Origin of the sequence: Anabaena sp. CA = ATCC 33047 (assembly GCF_963870205.1) — a bacterium.
GTDB lineage: Bacteria > Cyanobacteriota > Cyanobacteriia > Cyanobacteriales > Nostocaceae > Trichormus.
Window position 1 is genome coordinate 46,426 of sequence record NZ_CAWMSA010000035.1, and the last position, 18,733, is coordinate 65,158.

At 43.8% G+C, this 18,733-nt stretch carries 18 protein-coding genes; 10 read left to right on the forward strand and 8 right to left on the reverse strand.

Annotation, left to right across the window (positions count from 1 at the left end):
- Positions 1-1,580 (reverse strand): photosystem II high light acclimation radical SAM protein (locus tag AACS98_RS07745; protein WP_066378205.1); only part of this gene is annotated, 1,580 nt, incomplete at its 3' end.
- A 500-nt stretch (positions 1,581-2,080) separates the two neighbouring features.
- On the opposite strand from AACS98_RS07745, the gene AACS98_RS07750 reads away from it, so the two are divergent.
- The 5 genes from AACS98_RS07750 to AACS98_RS07770 all read left to right on the forward strand — a co-directional run bounded on the left by AACS98_RS07750 (position 2,081) and on the right by AACS98_RS07770 (position 7,741).
- Positions 2,081-2,473 carry a DUF1830 domain-containing protein gene (locus tag AACS98_RS07750; protein WP_066377910.1) on the forward strand — a complete coding sequence of 131 codons (393 nt, stop codon included), beginning with the start codon at positions 2,081-2,083 and terminating at the stop codon, positions 2,471-2,473.
- Positions 2,474-2,631: 158 nt separating this feature from the next.
- The gene (locus tag AACS98_RS07755) at positions 2,632-3,132 is read left to right on the forward strand and encodes a DUF4079 domain-containing protein (protein ID WP_066377911.1); all 501 of its coding nucleotides are present in this window, start codon (positions 2,632-2,634) and stop codon (positions 3,130-3,132) included.
- A gap of 123 nt (positions 3,133-3,255) precedes the next feature.
- Positions 3,256-3,810: a hypothetical protein gene (locus tag AACS98_RS07760; RefSeq protein ID WP_066377913.1), complete on the forward strand. Its 555-nt coding sequence runs from the start codon at positions 3,256-3,258 to the stop codon at positions 3,808-3,810.
- 216 nt (positions 3,811-4,026) lie between these two features.
- The gene (locus tag AACS98_RS07765) at positions 4,027-6,819 is read left to right on the forward strand and encodes an ATP-binding protein (RefSeq protein WP_066377915.1); all 2,793 of its coding nucleotides are present in this window, start codon (positions 4,027-4,029) and stop codon (positions 6,817-6,819) included.
- Between the two features lie 166 nt (positions 6,820-6,985).
- Positions 6,986-7,741 (forward strand): ABC transporter ATP-binding protein, encoded by a 756-nt coding sequence (locus tag AACS98_RS07770; protein WP_066377917.1) that lies wholly within the window; start codon positions 6,986-6,988, stop codon positions 7,739-7,741.
- Between the two features lie 166 nt (positions 7,742-7,907).
- On the opposite strand, the gene AACS98_RS07775 is transcribed toward AACS98_RS07770, so the two are convergent.
- A complete protein-coding gene (locus AACS98_RS07775) occupies positions 7,908-8,678 on the reverse strand; it encodes a response regulator transcription factor (RefSeq protein ID WP_066377918.1) in 771 nt (256 codons plus the stop codon).
- A 536-nt stretch (positions 8,679-9,214) separates the two neighbouring features.
- Here AACS98_RS07775 and AACS98_RS07780 point away from each other — a divergent pair.
- Positions 9,215-9,463 (forward strand): DUF6761 family protein, encoded by a 249-nt coding sequence (locus AACS98_RS07780; RefSeq protein ID WP_066377919.1) that lies wholly within the window; start codon positions 9,215-9,217, stop codon positions 9,461-9,463.
- 353 nt (positions 9,464-9,816) lie between these two features.
- On the opposite strand, the gene grxD is transcribed toward AACS98_RS07780, so the two are convergent.
- Complete coding sequence (gene grxD / locus AACS98_RS07785) at positions 9,817-10,140, reverse strand: Grx4 family monothiol glutaredoxin (protein WP_066377921.1); 324 nt, start codon at positions 10,138-10,140, stop codon at positions 9,817-9,819.
- A gap of 102 nt (positions 10,141-10,242) precedes the next feature.
- Entirely contained in the window at positions 10,243-10,500 is a 258-nt protein-coding gene (locus AACS98_RS07790) for a BolA family protein (protein ID WP_066377922.1), read from the reverse strand.
- A gap of 124 nt (positions 10,501-10,624) precedes the next feature.
- Here AACS98_RS07790 and AACS98_RS07795 point away from each other — a divergent pair, with 124 nt between their 5' ends.
- Complete coding sequence (locus AACS98_RS07795) at positions 10,625-11,023, forward strand: transposase (RefSeq protein ID WP_232317127.1); 399 nt, start codon at positions 10,625-10,627, stop codon at positions 11,021-11,023.
- Between the two features lie 134 nt (positions 11,024-11,157).
- Here AACS98_RS07795 and AACS98_RS07800 read toward each other — a convergent pair whose 3' ends face one another.
- A complete protein-coding gene (locus AACS98_RS07800) occupies positions 11,158-11,736 on the reverse strand; it encodes a hypothetical protein (protein WP_066377924.1) in 579 nt (192 codons plus the stop codon).
- 172 nt (positions 11,737-11,908) lie between these two features.
- Here AACS98_RS07800 and AACS98_RS07805 point away from each other — a divergent pair, with 172 nt between their 5' ends.
- Positions 11,909-14,014: a S8 family serine peptidase gene (locus AACS98_RS07805; RefSeq protein WP_066377926.1), complete on the forward strand. Its 2,106-nt coding sequence runs from the start codon at positions 11,909-11,911 to the stop codon at positions 14,012-14,014.
- A 104-nt stretch (positions 14,015-14,118) separates the two neighbouring features.
- Here AACS98_RS07805 and AACS98_RS07810 read toward each other — a convergent pair whose 3' ends face one another.
- From AACS98_RS07810 to grxC, 3 genes are all read right to left on the reverse strand, one after another.
- On the reverse strand, positions 14,119-14,889 hold the full coding sequence (locus tag AACS98_RS07810) for a lysophospholipid acyltransferase family protein (protein ID WP_066377927.1): 771 nt from the start codon (positions 14,887-14,889) through the stop codon (positions 14,119-14,121).
- Between the two features lie 99 nt (positions 14,890-14,988).
- The gene (gene tadA, locus AACS98_RS07815) at positions 14,989-15,444 is read right to left on the reverse strand and encodes a tRNA adenosine(34) deaminase TadA (protein WP_066378211.1); all 456 of its coding nucleotides are present in this window, start codon (positions 15,442-15,444) and stop codon (positions 14,989-14,991) included.
- 199 nt (positions 15,445-15,643) lie between these two features.
- Positions 15,644-15,955, reverse strand: a complete 312-nt coding sequence (grxC, locus tag AACS98_RS07820) for a glutaredoxin 3 (RefSeq protein WP_066377929.1) — start codon at positions 15,953-15,955, stop codon at positions 15,644-15,646.
- Positions 15,956-16,218: 263 nt separating this feature from the next.
- Between grxC and glpX the strand changes: the two genes are divergently transcribed.
- Positions 16,219-17,256, forward strand: a complete 1,038-nt coding sequence (glpX, locus tag AACS98_RS07825; RefSeq protein WP_066377930.1) for a class II fructose-bisphosphatase — start codon at positions 16,219-16,221, stop codon at positions 17,254-17,256.
- 185 nt (positions 17,257-17,441) lie between these two features.
- A complete protein-coding gene (locus AACS98_RS07830; RefSeq protein ID WP_066377931.1) occupies positions 17,442-18,728 on the forward strand; it encodes a glutamyl-tRNA reductase in 1,287 nt (428 codons plus the stop codon).
- The last annotated feature ends 5 nt before the right edge of the window (positions 18,729-18,733 follow it).

The window sequence follows — 18,733 nt, forward strand, 5'->3', positions numbered from 1 at the left end:
GCTAACTGTTTTTCTTTCGGTTGAATGGGTGCTGACAAAGCCTCTTCTAAATCGGCACATCCCAATCTTTCTTCTAAGATTTTCATGACTTCCCTGCCGAAGTCATTGGGGTTTTGTCGCCAAGCTTGTAAGCAAACTTCACCAAAGAATGAACCCAGGGGTTCAGGATTCCACAGCAGTTTTTTAGCTGTCCACGGCATCAAACTCATGGGATTATACCCTGGTTTGAGTATCCCTTCTTTGAAGGCATATTCTTCTAGATGGGTGTGGGGTTGTAATCCGATGAAGAAAATCGCTGGTTCGACTTTATCCGCGCCGAAAATCTTTTCTAGTTCCCGGTGGTAGGCGATGGTTTGGCGGATAGTTTCGGGACGTTCATCAATCACGTTAAAGGAGTAATTGACGGAAACTAAATCATTAAAACCAGCTGCTTTCAAGTCTCGGCAATTTTGCAAGACGGTACGCAGGTTATACCCCATCCGCATTTTTCGCACGAGTTCCTGAGAACCGCTAGTAATACCGATTTCAAAGTAATTCATCCCGGTTTTTGCCATCAAATCACACAACTCTGGTGTTAAGTTGTCGGCTCTGATGTATGCTGCCCAATGAATATCTGTCATGCCGGAATCGACAATTTTCTGTAATAGTTCTACAGCATCGTCGATGAATCTCCGCGCCGGGATAAATTGGGCATCAGTAAACCAGAAGTTGCGAATCCCGCGATTATAGAGTTGACGTATTTCCGCCACCACTTCGTCGGCTGGATTAATGCGTACTTGTTTACCTTCGACAACGGTGTAAACACAGTAACAGCAATTGTGGGGACAACCGCGTTTAGTTTGTACACCAATGTAAAAGTCTTTTTCTTGCAGGTAATAGTTGAACTCTGGCCAGATGCTTTCTATGTAATCGTAGTTACAGGCAGTTTTTTCTAGTGGGGTGGGTTGTTCGTGAATAAGTCTAGGGCGTGGTTTATCTTCTCCCACTACATAACAACGTTCGTCACGAAACTCTCTGCCACTGAGGAATTTTTCCAGCAAGGTTTCACCTTCACCTACAGAAATGATTGTTCCTGCGGGTAAGCTTTTACCTAACTGTTCGTAAAATACGCTGACTGCACCACCACCGACAACAGCACGGGCATCCTGATGATATTGGCGGGCGCGTTTTAAGCCGCGTTTAATTAATCCTAGGTTGCGCCATAACTCTACATAATAGGCGATAAAGATACGTAAACCACCCAATGCTCCCCGTAATTTAATCAGGGGATTCTTGGCATAGTAAAATTCAAACGCATTTTGTAGAGGATTGCCACCACGCCCACCCACTGGGGCATAAATTTGTATATCCCGCCAAGAGAATACTAATAAAGTTGGTTGAAATTCATCAATACAACGATCTAGTGCCGAGCCGTAGTCTAAAGGTGGTACAGTTCCCAAATCAAAAATCCGTTGTTCGATATTGGGAAAAACTTTGTGGACATGATCGCTCAAATATACAACCCCAATGGGAAAGATGGGGTTACAAGGAAGGCGAACATAGAGAATTCTATTTTCCATCATCGGTGTTTTAACTTCCATCTTGCCAGTTGTCGGGGAAAGTCTCAAGAATTAGTTCCTTGAGTATGGGTTGGTTGTGCCAGTTGCTTCAGTCATGCTTGACTTTTTGGCAGATTCCTGATAATGCGATTTGCTTGACATCATTAATATAGATGAGGTCTGATGAGGAAAATTTTCATATATCTTTACCATAACATTGAGTTCATTTGTTAAGCGATGATCCCTGCTCCTCTGTTGTGGGATAGATAAAAACAAATCATCACGATATCGACTCTCAATAGTGGCGAGTGGGAATGAACTGTTGCTTAATTCAGTCAGAAAATTCAACAAAATTTCAGTTATAGTGTATAATTATTGGGAATAAATTTTTTTGTATAAAAATTTCATAACTTGAACATATCTTTAGATAGAAATAACGTAGAAATTTTCAGTTGGTAGTCGGAGTTACAGCAGATGGGGATCAGCAAGTGTTAACTTTGCTGGTGTAATGTAAAATTGTGGCGTAAAGCTCCTCAGCAGTTATGGCTCAAATATTAGACCCTCTACCACCTGAGCAATCGGGGAAAATTCTCTGCTGCTACGTTAATGCCACGAGCAAAATTCAGGTGGCTCGCATCTCCAATATTCCAAACTGGTATTTTGAAAGGGTGGTTTTTCCTGGACAACGCCTCGTGTTTGAAGCTCCTCTAGATGCTCAGATGGAGATTCATACGGGAATGATGGCAAGTGCGATTTTATCAGATACCATCCCGTGCGATCGCCTGATCATTGACGAGCCGAGCAGTAGTGAGTTTAATACAGATACAATAGGTGCAGACCCGATTAGTACACAATCGATTGTGCCGTCAAAAAATACAAAACTCGGTGATACAACGAAACCCTTAACAACAGCTGGTTTATCATCAATTGATTAACAAAATAGTTTTGCTCATTCAAGGGTTGCTGAATTCAGCAGCCTTTTTTATTGGTTAGTCATTAGTCATTAGTCATTAGTCATTAGTCATTAGTCCCCCCAATCCCCAATCCCCAGTCCCCAGTCCCCAGTCCCCAGTTTCCTGTAAAATAAAACTTTATGCACCTACCTTCATTTCTCTGGTTGTGGAAAATAGCTGCTTGGTCGATGGGATTGTCGATACTGGCTTATTTGCTGTTAGCAGTTACAGGCGTTTGGATGTGGCTGGTGAGAAATGATCACAATGTCAGTAATTTTTGGCAGGTTAATAGAACCGGAGTGCGATGGGCTGCGCCCCGCCTTCCCTGCGGGACGCTACGCGAATGGCGATCGCTCCACTATATCATCGGTATCAGCATGGTTAGTTTAGTGCTGTTACTCCTAGCTATTGGTATTGTTGGTACTTTAGGTCACTTTGGTTCATTAGGACACTCGCCACACTTGGCGGCTGGTTTAACCGTCGTCGTATTAGTTCTGGTGTCGGCTGTGAGTGCAACACAAATTAGTCCTAGTCGCCCTTGGGCTAGACGTTTACACGTCAGTGTGAATATTATTCTATGTTTGGGCTTTGCTTGGGTGTCACTCACTGGCTGGAGTGTAGTACAAAAGTATTTACCTTGAGAGAAATGAGGGAGCAGGGGAGCAGAGGGATGAGGGGGATGAGGGAGTGGGGGGACTAATGACTAATAACTGCCCACTTCCTAGTTAGACTGAAGTTAAAAGCTTATAATTGATGATTGAGCCGTGACAGTAAACTCAGCTAATGCTTCAGCGTCTATTTTTCGTTTATCTCCCTTAATTCGGATTACACTGTTGAGTCTTTATGTAGCACTCACAGTACCATTACCTTTTCTAGCCGAAGCCACAGCCGCACCCACACCCCCCGCTTTGTTATGGGTGGGAATTTGCATTGGTTTTGTGGGTTTATATGCAGTGTTGACGGAACGAGTAGTTTTAGATGAACAAGGAATACAGGTTGCTTACCCTGTTTGGGTTCCTTCTTTCTTCCGCAAGGGTTGGTTTTTACCTTGGTCAGAGATAAAACAAATCAAACCTCGTTCTACTGGTCAAGGAGGATTAGTTTATTATTTTCTCAGTCAAGATGGCAAGGCTTATTTACTACCGATGCGAGTAGCGGGATTTGCCCGGTTAGTAAATATAGTCCAAGCTAAAACAGGTATAGATACTACAGATGTTCGCCCGTTGGCGCAACCTTGGATGTATCTAATTTTACTAGGATTTACATTACTGTTGTTGTTGGTTGATGCTTGGACTATCACCACAGCTTTAGCTATCTAGTCAACTACTCCGCGCTACTCCTGTTGAGCGCGGAGTCTACGATACTCTGAAACTGAAAAAACTTAATATTAAATAATTTAACAAACTAACTAAATTAATTTTTTTTAACCAAAGATAATTCCATAATATCCGAATATGTAGGAATTAACTTGCTATCATAATAATTACTTATAAGTTTTTATTTCAGTTAAACGCAGTCGGGTTGCGTATATATTAATGCGTTTATCCCAAAACTATATTTCGGGAATTACGGAAGCTGACGTTTTGATTACAGCAGCACTAGCTAGTCGTCCAGCGAGACAGGCAGATTTAGCGGTTGAAAATCAAGCCCTGCATAGGCTTGCTCAACAACTGATGGATGAGCCGCAATCTATACTTAAAAGTCTTGTGGAGATTGCAGTAGAGCTATGTCAAGCTGATAGTGCCGGAGTCAGCTTACTGGAAACAGTACCCAATGGTGAATCTAGATTTTGCTGGGTAGCGATCGCTGGCTCATTAGAGTTTCTAGAACAAACTATCATACCAGGTAACTTTAGTCCTTGTAGTAGCACAATTCAATCTAAACAGACCCAACTTTACACCTATCCTGAACGCTATTTTACCTATCTGCACCATCCGCAGTTTCCCATTGTTGAAGGTTTGCTAATTCCGCTATTTGTCAAGGAGCAACCATTGGGTGTGCTGTGGATTTGTTCCCATCATGAGGCACGACGGTTTGATGCTGAGGATCATCGGCTGATGAACAGTTTGGCGAGATTTACCGCCTCCGCCTTACAAAGTATGCAGCATCTACGCCAAACGGCTATGAAAGCTGTCTCTCAAGAGAAAGCCATCCGTGAAGCACTGCAACACAGTCAAACTCGGTTTGAGGCACTGGTGGCAAACGTGCCAGGTATGGTATATCGCTACTCGCCTAAAGTTGATGCGAATACTCCGCATCGGTTTAGTTTTGTGAGTTCTTGCTCCCGTGAACTCTTGGAACTAGAGCCAGAAACCATTTTACAAGATGCCGATTCCTTTGTGAGCTTAATTCATCCAGAGGATTTACCATCATTTGAAACCTCTGTGGATTATGCTGTCCAGCACTTCCTACCCTGGCGGTGGGAAGGGCGGATCATCACGCCATCAGGTAAATCCAAATGGATTCAGGGCAATTCCCGTGCTGTGCCAACACCAGAAGGAGACGTATGGGATGGGTTATTTATTGACATTACCAACCACAAACACGCAGAAGCCGAGCGCGAAAAACTCTTTGCCCGTGAACGAAATTATGCCAACCAATTGCAGGGATTGACAAAAGCATCGCTGGCAATCAATTCGGCTCTTTCTATTCAAGAAGTTTTGCAAGTAATCACCGATCAGGCAGCATCAATTATTGGCACTCACCAAGCTGTCACTAGCATGACTATTGACGAAAATTGGGCGCAGGCAATTAACGCTGTTTACCTGTCTGATAAGTATGCACATTGGCGAGACTACCACGAAAAGCCAAACGGGTCGGGAATCTACGGCTGTGTTTGTCACTCCAATCGCCCGATGCGGATGACACAAGCCGAACTGAACGCTCATCCCCTGTGGGAAGACTTCGGCCAGGAAACCAAACATCATCCGCCTCTGCGGGGCTTGCTGGCAGCACCCCTGATGGGACGAGACGGGCATAATATCGGCTTGATTCAGCTTTCAGATAAATGTAAAGGTGAGTTTAACGCCACCGATGAAGCTATTCTTGTGCAGTTGGCACAGATGGCATCAATCGCCGTTGAGAATGCCCGGTTATACGAAGCACAGCAGCAAGCAAGGTCAGCAGCAGAAGCACTACGGGAACAAGCCCAAGCGGCAAACCGTGTCAAAGATGAATTTTTGGCGGTACTTTCCCACGAGTTACGCACCCCCCTTAATTCTATTCTGGGTTGGTCTAATTTACTTCGCCGACAAAAGTTGAATGAAGCAAAGATAGCGCAAGGTTTGGAAACCATTGAACGCAATGCCAAGTTACAATCGGAACTGATTGAGGATCTTCTCGATGTTTCCCGAATTTTACAGGGCAGACTCAGCTTGAATGTGGCTCCGGTGGATTTAGCAACTGCGATCGCTGCGGCTGTAGAAACTGTACAAGTGGCAGCCCAAGCTAAATCAATCAAGGTGCAAGCAGAGATTCAACCCTATGTGGGTAAGGTGGCGGGTGATTCGACTCGGCTACAACAAGTAATCTGGAATCTGCTTTCAAACGCTGTGAAGTTCACGCCTGAAGGGGGAGAAGTCAGCATCCGCTTGGAACAAATTAAAGACGCGAATCTAGAAAAACTTTCCGCCTCAACACGCCTCCCTGTTTCTACATCCTCCTATGCTCAAATTACCGTCAGCGATACAGGCAAGGGTATTGATGCTGAATTTCTGCCCTACGTGTTTGACTACTTCCGCCAAGCAGATTCTACTACTACCAGAAAGTTTGGAGGGCTGGGATTAGGGTTAGCGATCGCCCGTCACTTGGTAGAATTGCATGGTGGAACAATTCAGGCAGAAAGTCCCGGTATTGAGCAAGGCGCAACCTTTACAATCCGCATACCCCTAATGCCTACTCAATCGACAATCAACCAGGATGGTAAACTACTTGATCCATCTCTAGATTTGAGTGGTGTAAAAGTTTTAGTAGTGGATGACGATACCGACACACGACTGTTCATTGCTATCCTGTTGGAGAATTATGGCGCGAGTGTCACATCTGTGTCTTCCGCATCTGAAGCACTCCTGGTTTTGCCACAGTCTCAACCTGATGTGTTACTGAGTGACATCGGAATGCCTGATATGGATGGTTATATGTTCATCCAGCAAGTGAGAAAATTGTCATCAGAGCAAGGTGGGCAGATAAAAGCGATCGCTCTGACTGCTTACGCCGGGGAAATGAATCAGCAACAAGCATTAAAAGCTGGTTTCCAAAAGCATATCTCTAAGCCAATAGAGCCAAACAATTTAGTGCAAGCAATCTCTAGCTTGGTTCGCTCCAGTTAGGAATAGTTTCAGCTAAACCAGGACTTACGCCACTGGCACATTAGTAGGGTGCGTCAGATGTAGAAAATCTGTGATTGTTTCGCCAATTCTCGCTGCTGACGCACCCTACACCAGACTTTCATTTTGAATTTTGAATGAGAGAATTTTGAATTCGGAGCGAAGCGACGTGACAGCCCAAATACAGCTAGAGCAAGTTAATTTATTTGCCAAGCTCAAAACTCAACTCCAGGGATACCCCATATTGCAAGATATTTCCTTTGAGGTATCATCTGGAGAACGTTTAGCCATTGTCGGCCCTACTGGTGCCGGTAAAACTTCTTTATTAAGATTAATTAACCGCCTCAGTGAACCCAATAGCGGCAAAATTTATCTAGAAAATCAAGAATATCGCCAAATCCCGGCGGTTCAACTGCGCCAGATGGTGATGTTGGTATTACAAGAGCCAAGGCTACTGGGGATGACAGTTCAGCAAGCCTTGGCTTATCCTTTAGTTTTGCGTGGTTTACCTAAACAGACAATTCAGCAAAGAGTCAATCACTGGACAGAACAACTGCAAATTCCCCATGATTGGTTAGGACGCACTGAATTACAACTTTCGGTTGGACAAAGACAGCTAGTAGCGATCGCCCGTGCTTTAGTCATTCAACCGAAAATTCTCCTGTTAGATGAGCCAACCTCTGCTTTAGATATCAATACCGCCTCCCATCTGATGCAAGTCTTAACCCAACTCACACACACCCATCAAACAACAATTTTGATGGTGAATAACCAACTCGACTTCACCCAGATGTTTTGTCATCGGCTGTTATACCTACAGCAAGGACGTGTATTAGTAAATCAAACAGCCGCTAACATTGACTGGGTTGACTTGCGACAAAGGTTGATGCACGCCACAGCGCAAGCAGATGCAGAATGGAGTTAGTCCCAACACTCAACATTTAAAACTCACAAGCAGTGAGGCTGATTTTTTTGGCAATTTTCTAGTCTGGTAATCTCGAATGTGCAGATAACTTAAAAATGCAAAAATCTCTTGCCTCCTGACCTTGAAATTTTAAATTAACCTGGGCGCAGCAATTGACGGTTTTTTTCTATGATATTTGTCCACTCAAAGTCGAGCGTGGATTACTAAACCTCTCCTTAGCTAACTTAGTTTGTGTTTGGGGAAGATTAGCATTCAAAATTTCCATGTTAAATCGGTATCCCACGTTACGGATAGTCTGAATCAGGCTAGGTTGACGGGGATCAAGTTCTACTTTTTTGCGTAGCGATAAAACATGAGTGTCAATGGTACGTGGATTATCAATAGCATCCGGCCAAGCACGGCGCAATAGTTCCGAGCGACTTAACGGCACTCCTCCAGCTTGCGCCAAAACGTACAGTAAACTAAACTCCTGGGGCGTTAAATCAATAAACTCCCCTTGGAAACGAACCCGTCGCTGCACTAAATCAATTTGCAAACTCCCATAATCCAAATAAGCAGGTGCTGTTGGTGTGCGCTTACGGCGAATTAAAGCCTCTACCCGCGCCAAAAACTCCTGCATTCCAAACGGCTTACTCAAATAGTCATCGGCTCCAGCTTTTAAACCTGCCACAATATCCGCTTCGTTGCTCCGAGCAGATAGCATTAAGATTAAAGGCTGTTGTTGGCGATGTAACCAACGACAAAACTCCATGCCGTCGCCATCTGGCAAATCAGCATCTAAAATAACTAAAGTCGGTTGATGGCTTAAAAACAGTTCTCTTGCTTGATATATGCTAGCTGCTTGATGTACCCTATACTCCAACTGTTGCAAGTGCCAGCCCAGCAACGACCTTAGATGGGGATTCCCCTCTACGATTTCAATACAAACCGAACCCACGGCTGCAAAATCCCTTAGCGTCGATGAATTTCAAAGTAACAAGCCCATGCTCAAGGTTTTGTAGTCTTTGTTACTCCAAGTGCAATTCCCTTGACATTTCCTGATCAGAAGTGTTGGTGATTCGGTGAATTCATCTCTTACCCAAGACTGAGTTAGTCATATTCGGCAATTTTTGTTAGACTAAATCAAAGGTTGTTTCCGGTAAACATCCTACTTTTGAATGAGGACAATTTGCCAAAACTTTACTATAAGCCCAGCCAATCTTTGCCATTCTAGAGCTAACTGCGCTCTGAATGAATTAATACTTACACAGTCTCATTCACTCTGGCTACTGTACCAAAACTAACTATAAAAATACCTTATGACAACATCTGGTTGCGATTTTTATGGAATAGGATTTAACTATACTGTAGCTGCTGGAGAGATTGCCACAAGCAGATCCAAACAATTGTTATCGATTTCCAAGAATAAATAACACTTCACTTTTTAGTCTGAATCAATTACAATTCTCATTCCAAAGAGATCAAAAAGCAGTTATGCTCCAAGACACACAAACCATCCGCTACTACCAACGCATTACCGATGCCTTCGTCGAGTTATGGAATCGCGGTTATCGCACGGATGACATGAGGATGTATTTGGATGGATATCTAGCCGCGCTGCGACACAGTAACGTGATTGAACCTTATCTGATTCACCGTTTGGAGGAAGAAGCTAGCCGCTACCTGTACGATGCTTCAAATTTCGTCATGGTACAACCACAACCACAGCCTGATTATTATTAACAGCTACTCAAAGGTGTAAATCACCTCTCTAGCCGCAGATGATTATAACATATTATCTGCACAGGTCAAGCACTACGCTAGTGTGAATTTTGGGAATCAAAAAGTTATCTCCCTGCGCGAGAGGGAACTCTTAACAGGGAACAGGGAACAGAGAAGAAATAGGGTTGGAAGGAAAAACTTGTGGCAAGGGAAGTTAACTCTCCCCAGGCTAGGGTTAGAGTCACCACCCACAGGCGGCAAGTCTAGATGGGGGATTTAAACCCCCATCTCTAAGAGAAGCCCCGCTATGCGTGTCTACACAGATATCTCCTGTTCCCTATGTCCTGTTAAGAGTTCCCCGTCCATAAAAAATATTATGAAGCTAGTGCGACTTCTACCATTTGTTGCAACTCACCATTTTGGTAGAGTTCAATCATGATGTCAGAACCGCCGATGAACTGACCATCAATATATACTTGGGGAATAGTCGGCCAGTTGGAATATTCTTTAATACTCTGACGAACGTCGTAGTCGCTAAGGACATCAAAGGTTTCAAAGGGAACTCCCAGAGTATTGAGAATCTGCACAACGTTGTTAGAGAAACCGCATTGAGGCATCAACTTGGTTCCCTTCATGAAAACCATAATTTTATTTTGTGCGATTAAGTTATCAATTTTCGCTTTGGTTTCTGGTGTCATGGCTTTTGTGTTTCCTAGTTTTGTTAATAGTCAAGAGTCAAGAGCATAAATAGTCAATAGTCGAGATTTCAGCGATCAAACTGGAATATTGGACTATTGATTCTAGGAAGCGGCTGTTGCTTGCCAAGCTTCGGGAGTATAGGTTTTTAATGCCAAGGCGTGGATAGCTTCAGTAGACATAGCTTGACGCAACGCACCATAGACTAACTGATGCTGTTGCACCAGTCCCTTACTTGCAAACTGCGATGAGACGACTGTCACCTGATAGTGATCACCACCACCAGTCAAGTCTTGCACTTGAACCTGAGCATCTGGCAGTTCCGCTTTGATCATTGTCTCAACCTGCTGCGGAGTAATCATCGCAATTCCTGAAAAACTTACTTTTCTATCTTAATGGAGCAAGAGGACTCCCGTTACAGTCGCTAGACTTAACGGGATGATGAATTGCGACCAACATAAAAATTGAGCGCAGCGAATCATTATTTTGGTTGTTCTTGTTTCTCAACGTAATTTTTTAACTGTACATGATGCTGGTTTTGGTATACTGCTTAATTTCATTAGCTACAAACTAGAGAGAGAGGGGAGTAAATTTATCCAAGTTGACAGATTCTTTCCCAGTACAAAGCTTTGTTTCTGTTGCGGATATAAGAATGATTTGCTGAACTTAAGTATCCGTGAGTGGATTTGTCCAAGTTGCCAAACAACCCATGACAGAGATGAAAATGCTTCACGGAACTTGAGAGCAGAAGGGATAAGAATACTAACAACAAATACTGTGGGACACACAGAATTTCAAGCTTGTGGAGAAACAGTAAGACTCGTTGGTACTTGTGCCAAAAAGCGTGTTTCTGAAAAACAAGAATCTCCCGCTACATTGCTTTAGCAATTAGCGGTGAGAGTGTCAATATTAGCAAATCATAGAACAGATGCTGATGCGAAATTGCTGGGGAAAGGATTTCCAGTTGAGAAAATCCCCACTTGTACAGTCAGCCAGAAAATGATACAGAACTGACTTACTTACCTTTGGGATGAGGAACTACTACCGCCTTGTCTGGGATAGGGAGCATCAACAAAACCCAATTCAAACAATTGCTGATAGGCTTTTTTACCTAATTCTCGTGTAGGGTTTTGACTTTTAATAATTTGAATCAACAAAGGTACAGCTAATTCTGGCTGATTTTGCGCGCGATGTACCAATGCTAACTGATAGGTTGCCTCATCCCGCTTTTGGGCAGTCATGAGAGCTTTTTGACGTTGGGAATCAGAAACGCGAATATCAATCCCAGAGAAGCTAGAGTTTAAATCTTGGTAGAAATTGGATAGTTGATTATAAACCTGACGTGCTTCTTGCAGTTTTTTAGCAGCTAAGGTGTAATTTTGAGCAGCCACAGCTTGCTCCGCCTCTTTCATCAAACGTTCTCCACCAGCAATGCTCAACAGGCTGTCATTTTGAGCAGTAGGACGTAGGTTATTCGGACTATTAGGATCGATAGGCTGTACTTGGTTCTGAGCATGGACAGGAGTTAGCAGACTAAGAACTGCTATCACCGATAGAGAAGTTAAACGAACTAAAGAAGCAGGAGCAGCGACTTTCATGGGGTGAATTTGTGCAACAACTATTAAAAAATAGAACAAGGTAGAGAAACTTCGGGTATCTTAACTCTGTTTTGGTTTTTCACAAAACGAAGCTACGTACTGAGTTTCTGTGATTTAGACTGAAAATCGGTTTTATAGAGTTCCCATAGCTTCTGCAACTACTAGAATCGTCATGAACCCTCGCAATCACTCCTCTGATTCTTCAACCACAGGTGTACCAGCAAGTAGCTTGGGATTAGTTCTCCAACGGGGTGGGGAAGAATTAATCTTAGAGAAAGCTGTCTTCTGCTTCACCGTCCGTTTTGTCCCCGATTTTCCTGTGCAACAATTATCGCAGGTTAGTTGGGGTATTTGGCAGCGCAGTATTACCCAAGCTCGACTAGAACTATATCAGGTAACGCCTGACCACATCGAGGAGGCGATCGCCCAAGCTCGTGCTGATGAGAATGTAGCTTTTGCCAGTCATGCTTACACTCTCCAGCATAACCCAGGAACTTACGTTTATTTAAGCGACCAAATTACAATTCAATTTGCCGATGGAGTAGATACTGTCAAGATTAATCTGATTGCTGCTACATTCCACCTCATCCAACATCAACCCATCCAGGGTTTACCCAATGCTTTTGTCTTTGTGGTGAGTAAACACGCCACAGCAAACCCCGTTAAAATCGCTAATCAATTGCAAGGTATCCCAGAAGTATTAGTAGCAGAACCGAATATACTTATACAAACAGAACCCCATTACCAACCCCGTGACACCCTTTACACTCAGCAATGGTATCTCAATCATAACGGTGGTTATGAGTTAAGCGCGGGTTCTCATATCGCGGTAGAACAGGCTTGGGATATGACGCGCGGTGTCCGTTCTGTGGTTGTGGCTGTGGTGGATGATTCTTTTGATTTAAACCACCCAGACTTTCAAGGTAGTGGTAAAATTGTCGCGCCCAGAGACTTAAGAGAAAACGACTTTTTACCTTTGCCTGATGGTAGTAAGGCGAATAGTCACGGTACAGCCTGTGCAGGGATAGCGGTAGCTGAAGAAAACAGTGCGGGAATTGTGGGCGTTGCGCCTGGTTGTGCATTGATGCCCATCCGTACTACAGGATTTTTAGATGATGAGTCAATTGAGCAGATATTCAACTGGGCAATTGAAAAAGGTGCGAGTGTGATTTCTTGTAGTTGGGGGGCAGCTGCTGTTTACTTTCCCTTATCGTTGCGTCAACGGGCGGCAATTACCAGAGCCGCTACACAAGGACGCAATGGTAAAGGTTGTGTAGTTTTATTTGCGGCAGGTAACGCCAACCGCCCAATTAGCGGTACTGTGTATGAGCAGAATTGGCCGGATAATGTTTTACGAGGTTTAACAGATTGGCTCAGTGGTTTTGCGGTGCATCCTGATGTGATGACAGTCGCGGCATCCACTAGCATGAACAAAAAAGCCGCCTACAGTAATTGGGGAGCTAATATTTCTGTATGTGCGCCTAGTAACAATGCTCCTCCGGGTATGTCATTTCCAGAGAAGGGTTTTTTGTATACGCAACCCATGATCCAAAGTTCCCTAATGGGAAGGGGAATGTTGACAACTGATCAAATCGGCGCGGCAGGTTATGATCCAGGGAACTTTACAGAAAACTTTGGTGGTACTTCTAGTGCTACGCCAGTAGTAGCAGGAGTAGCGGCGTTAGTTTTATCAGCAAATCCTGACTTAACAGCCGGACAAGTCAAACGCATTTTAGAAACAACGGCAGATAAAATTATAGACCTTGACCCTGACCCGCAGTTGGGTTTACGTGAAGGAACTTACAACCAAAATGGACATTCTCAGTGGTTCGGTTACGGTAAGGTGAATGCGGCTAGGGCTGTACAAGCTGCTTTGCAAATGCAGCCGAATAAATCAGTTGCTAGTCAACAAATTAAGGTGAGTAATACTCGCCCCATAGAGATACCAGATAATAATAGACAGGGTATTAAGAGTGCGATCGCTATTTCTCAAACGAGTGCAGTTAAAGATATTCAAGTTACAGTTAATATCCAGCACGATTTTTTAGGTGATTTAGAAATTTATTTAATTGCTCCGAATCATCAACAGGTGTTGCTGCAAAATCGCACTTTGGGATGTCGGACTCAGTTAAATACTAGATTTACACTGCGATCGCACCCCATTCTCAAACAGTTACTATCCCAGTCTGCTAAAGGACTTTGGCAGTTATGGCTAATTGACTACGCACCCCAAGATGTCGGTAAACTCAACAGTTGGGAATTGAGTTTAGGGGTTTAGTTATTAGTCATTAGTCATTAGTCATTAGTCATTAGTTATTAGTCATTAGTTATTAGTCATTAGTCATTAGTTTTTCTCCTCCGCTTCCCTAGTCCCTAATACCATCAAGAATTGGGAAGTTCTGCCAAAGCATGATGACTCACAGCTAGTTGTTGAGTGCTTAATTGTTGTAGCGACCTGGTTAAATCCTCTGTTAACCGTTTGGCGTTTTGTTTGACTTGACCATTGATATAATCTTGCACATCAATGGCGGAACCAATGTTGATGCTGACATCTGTACCCCAACTGGGATAAGGCTGACTGTAATTGATGCCAACTGGTAGAATTTTTACCCCCAGTCCGGGATGATGGGATTCTGCACTTAAAGCTAAACGAGCTATACCGGGCTTTAAGGGGTGGATTTTGCCATCTCTAAAGATATTACCTTCGGGATAAATGACTAACATTTGTCCTTGATGTAGGACTTCTACCGCATGACGGAGAGTTGCGATCGCCGGGTGTTTGGTATCCACAGGAAATCCGCCCATGCGACGTACCAACCAACCTTGTAACCCTTGGCATTCAGTCAGAGTTACCATAAATTGTAAGTCTCTACCCGTAACATAACGACCTGTGGCATAGGGTAAAAGTATTGAATCCCAACGTGAGCGATGGGTGGGAGCTAAAATTACAGGCCCAGACAGGGGGAGATTTTCTTGTCCCGTAACTTGAATTTGCCCAAAATAGCCGGGTAAAACGATGTGATATCCCAAAAAATAGGCTAGAGGAGTTAACCAAGGTGAAATTCGCCCACTACTAACAGCCACCTGGGAATTTATAGGTTTTTCTGTGGGTTTGATTGTGCAGGGATGAGACACAGAGTAAATATCGATCATGACGGTAGCTGCTTTAAGCGGTAGAATAAGGCGATAAATGATTGGTATAATCACACCGTAGAGTTTCTTTGTGAATTTGTGTGATTACACTGGACAGTTCTACCTCTGTCCGTTAGTTTTATCCTGTCGCCTAGTGGCAAACCAACTTTGTAAATGTTGGCGACAAGCTGATTCTAAAATCCCTCCGACAACTTGCAGACGATGATTAGATGCAGCACTATCGGGGATGTTGATAACAGTACGAACTGCGCCAGTTTTAGTATCGTCCACTCCATAGACTAGCTTGCCTAAACGTGCTTGTACTATCGCCCCTGCACACATAGGACAAGGTTCTAAGGTGACGTACAAAGTACAATTATGAAGCCGCCAAGTTTGTAAGGCTTGGGTGGCGGCTCTAATGGCGATAATTTCTGCATGGGCTGTTGGGTCATGGTCACGCTCTTTTCTGTTTTCCCCTTCAGCAATTAAATTACCATCAGCATCAGTAATTACCGCACCTACAGGAACTTCCCCCGCATCCCCAGCGATTTTTGCCAACTCTAAGGCTCGGTTCATCCAGTGGCGGTAAATTAAATATTCGGAGTAGTCGGGGGACTGGGGACTAATCAATTCAAAATTCAAAATTCAAAATTCAAAATTCAAAACTAGATATTTGTAGGGTGGGCATTGCTTGCCAGTTGCTAAGACCTTAAGTTTTAAGTTGTTGGCAATGCCCACCTGACTTAGACCACTGTAGTCAACACTCAGCACTCACTCAAGCTGACTGTATTAACATCGGGTCTAGTTGAGCTTTGGTGTCTAGTTGATAAAGGTCATCACAACCGCCAATGTGTTGGTTATTGATGAAAATTTGGGGTACTGTGCGGCGACCGTTGGCACGTTCGGCCATTTTGGCTCTTGCGGCTTCGTCTCCATCGATTTTGTATTCGGTGAAATTTACACCTTTCCACCACAACAACATTTTGGCTCTAATGCAGTAAGGGCAAGTTTGCCAAGTATAGATTTCTACATTGGCTTTGATTCGTTCGGGATGGCGACCAAGTATAGGATTGAGGAAGTCAAACATAGGTTTTTATTTTATGGTTTTTTGAAGATTGTAAATGAGTCAGTAATTTTTGTTTTACCACTCAAGGTTAATTTTATTAATTTAAGAGCGATCGCATTTGGGCAAATCCTCTGCTCAAGCCTCCCTAATCTAAATTAGCAGCAAAACTTAACACTTATGTGAGTGAATACTATTTTCCACAGGTATCCGCCCTTTGGTAGACTTAAGAACTGAAATGGCCAGATGAAAAGACACAAAAGTCAAGCAGTTGAGAGGGCGACTCTGTGGAAAATACACTTGGATTAGAGATTATTGAGGTAGTAGAACAAGCCGCGATCGCATCTGCGAAGTGGATGGGTAAAGGCGAGAAAAACACTGCTGACCAGGTAGCAGTGGAAGCAATGCGGGAGCGGATGAATAAAATTCAGATGCGTGGTCGCATTGTCATCGGTGAAGGCGAACGTGATGATGCGCCCATGCTGTACATCGGTGAAGAAGTTGGTATCTGCGCCCGTCCAGATGCTAAAGATTTATGTAACCCCGATGAATTAATCGAAATTGATATTGCGGTTGACCCCTGCGAAGGTACAAACTTGGTAGCTTATGGACAGCCTGGTTCAATGGCTGTGCTGGCTATTTCTGAAAAAGGTGGATTATTCGCGGCTCCTGACTTCTACATGAAGAAATTAGCCGCACCACCAGCAGCTAAGGGTAAAGTAGACATCAACAAGTCAGCCACGGAAAACCTCAAGATTCTATCTGAGTGTCTAGACCGCGCTATTGAAGAACTGGTAGTAGTTGTGATGAAGCGCGATCGCCATAACGATTTAATCAAAGAAATCCGTGAAGCAGGTGCAAGAGTACAGTTGATTTCCGACGGTGACGTAGGTGCTGCTATTTCTTGCGGCTTTGCTGGTACTAATATTCATGCGCTCATGGGTATTGGTGCTGCTCCTGAAGGTGTGATTTCCGCCGCCGCAATGCGTGCTTTAGGTGGACACTTCCAAGGTCAACTGATCTACGATCCAGAAGTAGTCAAAACTGGCTTGATTGGCGAAAGCAAAGAAGCCAACATTGAGCGTCTGAAGTCTATGGGTATTACTGACCCCGATAAGGTCTATGATGCTCATGAACTAGCATCTGGCGAAACTGTTCTGTTCGCAGCTTGCGGTATCACCTCTGGAAACCTGATGCAAGGTGTGCGCTTCTTCCACGGCGGCGCAAGAACTCAAAGTCTGGTTATTTCCAGTCAGTCTAAAACTGCTCGCTTTGTAGACACCATTCACATGTTCGAGCAACCCAAAGTTGTCCAACTGCACTAGGGACTAGGGACTAGGGACTGGGGACTGGGAAAGCATGGAAAGCAAGGGAAGCAAGGGAGGCAGGGGAGGCAGGGGAAGAAAAATCCCATGCCATTCGCCCAATCCCCAATCCCCAGTACCCAATCCCCAATCCCCAATCCCCAATCCCCAATCATTAATCACCCATTACTAATTACCGATAAGAAATGAATATTGCAGTGGTGGGGTTAAGCCATAAAACAGCCCCAGTTGAAATTCGGGAAAAGCTGAGTATTCCAGAACCACAAACAGAAAGCGCGATCGCTCACCTAACCAGCTATCCCCACATTGATGAAGTTGCAATTCTCAGCACTTGTAACCGCTTAGAAATTTACATTGTTGCTGCTGAAACTGATCATGGCATCCGGGAAGTCACTCAGTTTCTATCTGAATACAGCAAATTACCTGTAAATTCTCTGCGACAACATTTATTTGTACTGCTGCATGAAGATGCAGTCATGCACGTGATGCGGGTTGCTGCTGGTTTAGATAGCTTAGTCCTGGGAGAAGGACAGATTCTGGCTCAGGTGAAAAATACTCACAAACTGGGGCAGCAATATAACGGTATAAAAACAATTTTGAATCGATTATTTAAACAAGCAATTACAGCTGGTAAGCGTGTCCGTACAGAAACTAGCATTGGTACTGGTGCTGTTTCTATTAGTTCGGCGGCTGTGGAACTAGCACAAATAAAGGTAGAAAATTTAGCTGCCTGTCGAGTGGCTATTCTCGGTGCTGGTAAGATGTCCCGGCTGTTGGTACAACACCTAATTTCTAAAGGTGCTACACAAATTAGTATTGTCAATCGTTCCCGCGATCGCGCCCAAGAATTAGCAAAGCAGTTTTCTGAACAACCCATCCGCACACATTTACTATCGGAAATGATGGAAGTAATTTCCGATAGTGATATGGTATTTACTAGCACATCCGCGACTGAGCCAATACTAGATCGGGCTAAATTAGAGATGGTTTTAGCACCTAACCAAGCTCTGATGTTATTTGATATTTCCGTACCGCGAAATGTCCACTCAGACGTGAATGATTTGCCTAATGTCCATGCGTTCAACGTGGATGATTTAAAGGCGGTAGTCGCCCAAAACTACGAAAGCCGCAGAAAAATGGCTCAAGAAGCTGAACGGCTGTTAGAAGAAGAAATAGAGGCTTTTGATATTTGGTGGCGCAGTCTAGAAACAGTTTCTACAATTAGCAGTCTGCGGAATAAAATCGAAACTATACGGGAACAAGAATTAGAAAAAGCTTTGTCCAGATTAGGTTCAGAATTTGGCGACAAACATCAAGAGGTAATAGAAGCCTTAACAAGAGGTATTGTTAATAAAATTTTACATGACCCGATGGTGCAGTTGCGAGCGCAACAAGATGTTGAAGCTAGAAGACGCTGTATGCAAACCCTACAAATGTTATTCAATTTAGATGTAGGTGAGCAGTTTAGTTAAGGGGA

Excerpts from the sequence above, each read along its gene's own strand:
- AACS98_RS07805 (WP_066377926.1), top strand. The coding sequence starts at position 11,909 with ATGAACCCTCGCAATCACTCCTCTGATTCTTCAACCACAGGTGTACCA.
- AACS98_RS07765 (WP_066377915.1), top strand. The coding sequence starts at position 4,027 with ATGCGTTTATCCCAAAACTATATTTCGGGAATTACGGAAGCTGACGTT.
- AACS98_RS07755 (WP_066377911.1), top strand. The coding sequence starts at position 2,632 with ATGCACCTACCTTCATTTCTCTGGTTGTGGAAAATAGCTGCTTGGTCG.
- AACS98_RS07750 (WP_066377910.1), top strand. The coding sequence starts at position 2,081 with ATGGCTCAAATATTAGACCCTCTACCACCTGAGCAATCGGGGAAAATT.
- tadA (WP_066378211.1), bottom strand. The coding sequence starts at position 15,444 with ATGAACCGAGCCTTAGAGTTGGCAAAAATCGCTGGGGATGCGGGGGAA.
- AACS98_RS07810 (WP_066377927.1), bottom strand. The coding sequence starts at position 14,889 with ATGATCGATATTTACTCTGTGTCTCATCCCTGCACAATCAAACCCACA.
- grxC (WP_066377929.1), bottom strand. The coding sequence starts at position 15,955 with ATGTTTGACTTCCTCAATCCTATACTTGGTCGCCATCCCGAACGAATC.
- AACS98_RS07780 (WP_066377919.1), top strand. The coding sequence starts at position 9,215 with ATGCTCCAAGACACACAAACCATCCGCTACTACCAACGCATTACCGAT.
- AACS98_RS07790 (WP_066377922.1), bottom strand. The coding sequence starts at position 10,500 with ATGATTACTCCGCAGCAGGTTGAGACAATGATCAAAGCGGAACTGCCA.
- grxD (WP_066377921.1), bottom strand. The coding sequence starts at position 10,140 with ATGACACCAGAAACCAAAGCGAAAATTGATAACTTAATCGCACAAAAT.
- AACS98_RS07800 (WP_066377924.1), bottom strand. The coding sequence starts at position 11,736 with ATGAAAGTCGCTGCTCCTGCTTCTTTAGTTCGTTTAACTTCTCTATCG.
- AACS98_RS07830 (WP_066377931.1), top strand. The coding sequence starts at position 17,442 with ATGAATATTGCAGTGGTGGGGTTAAGCCATAAAACAGCCCCAGTTGAA.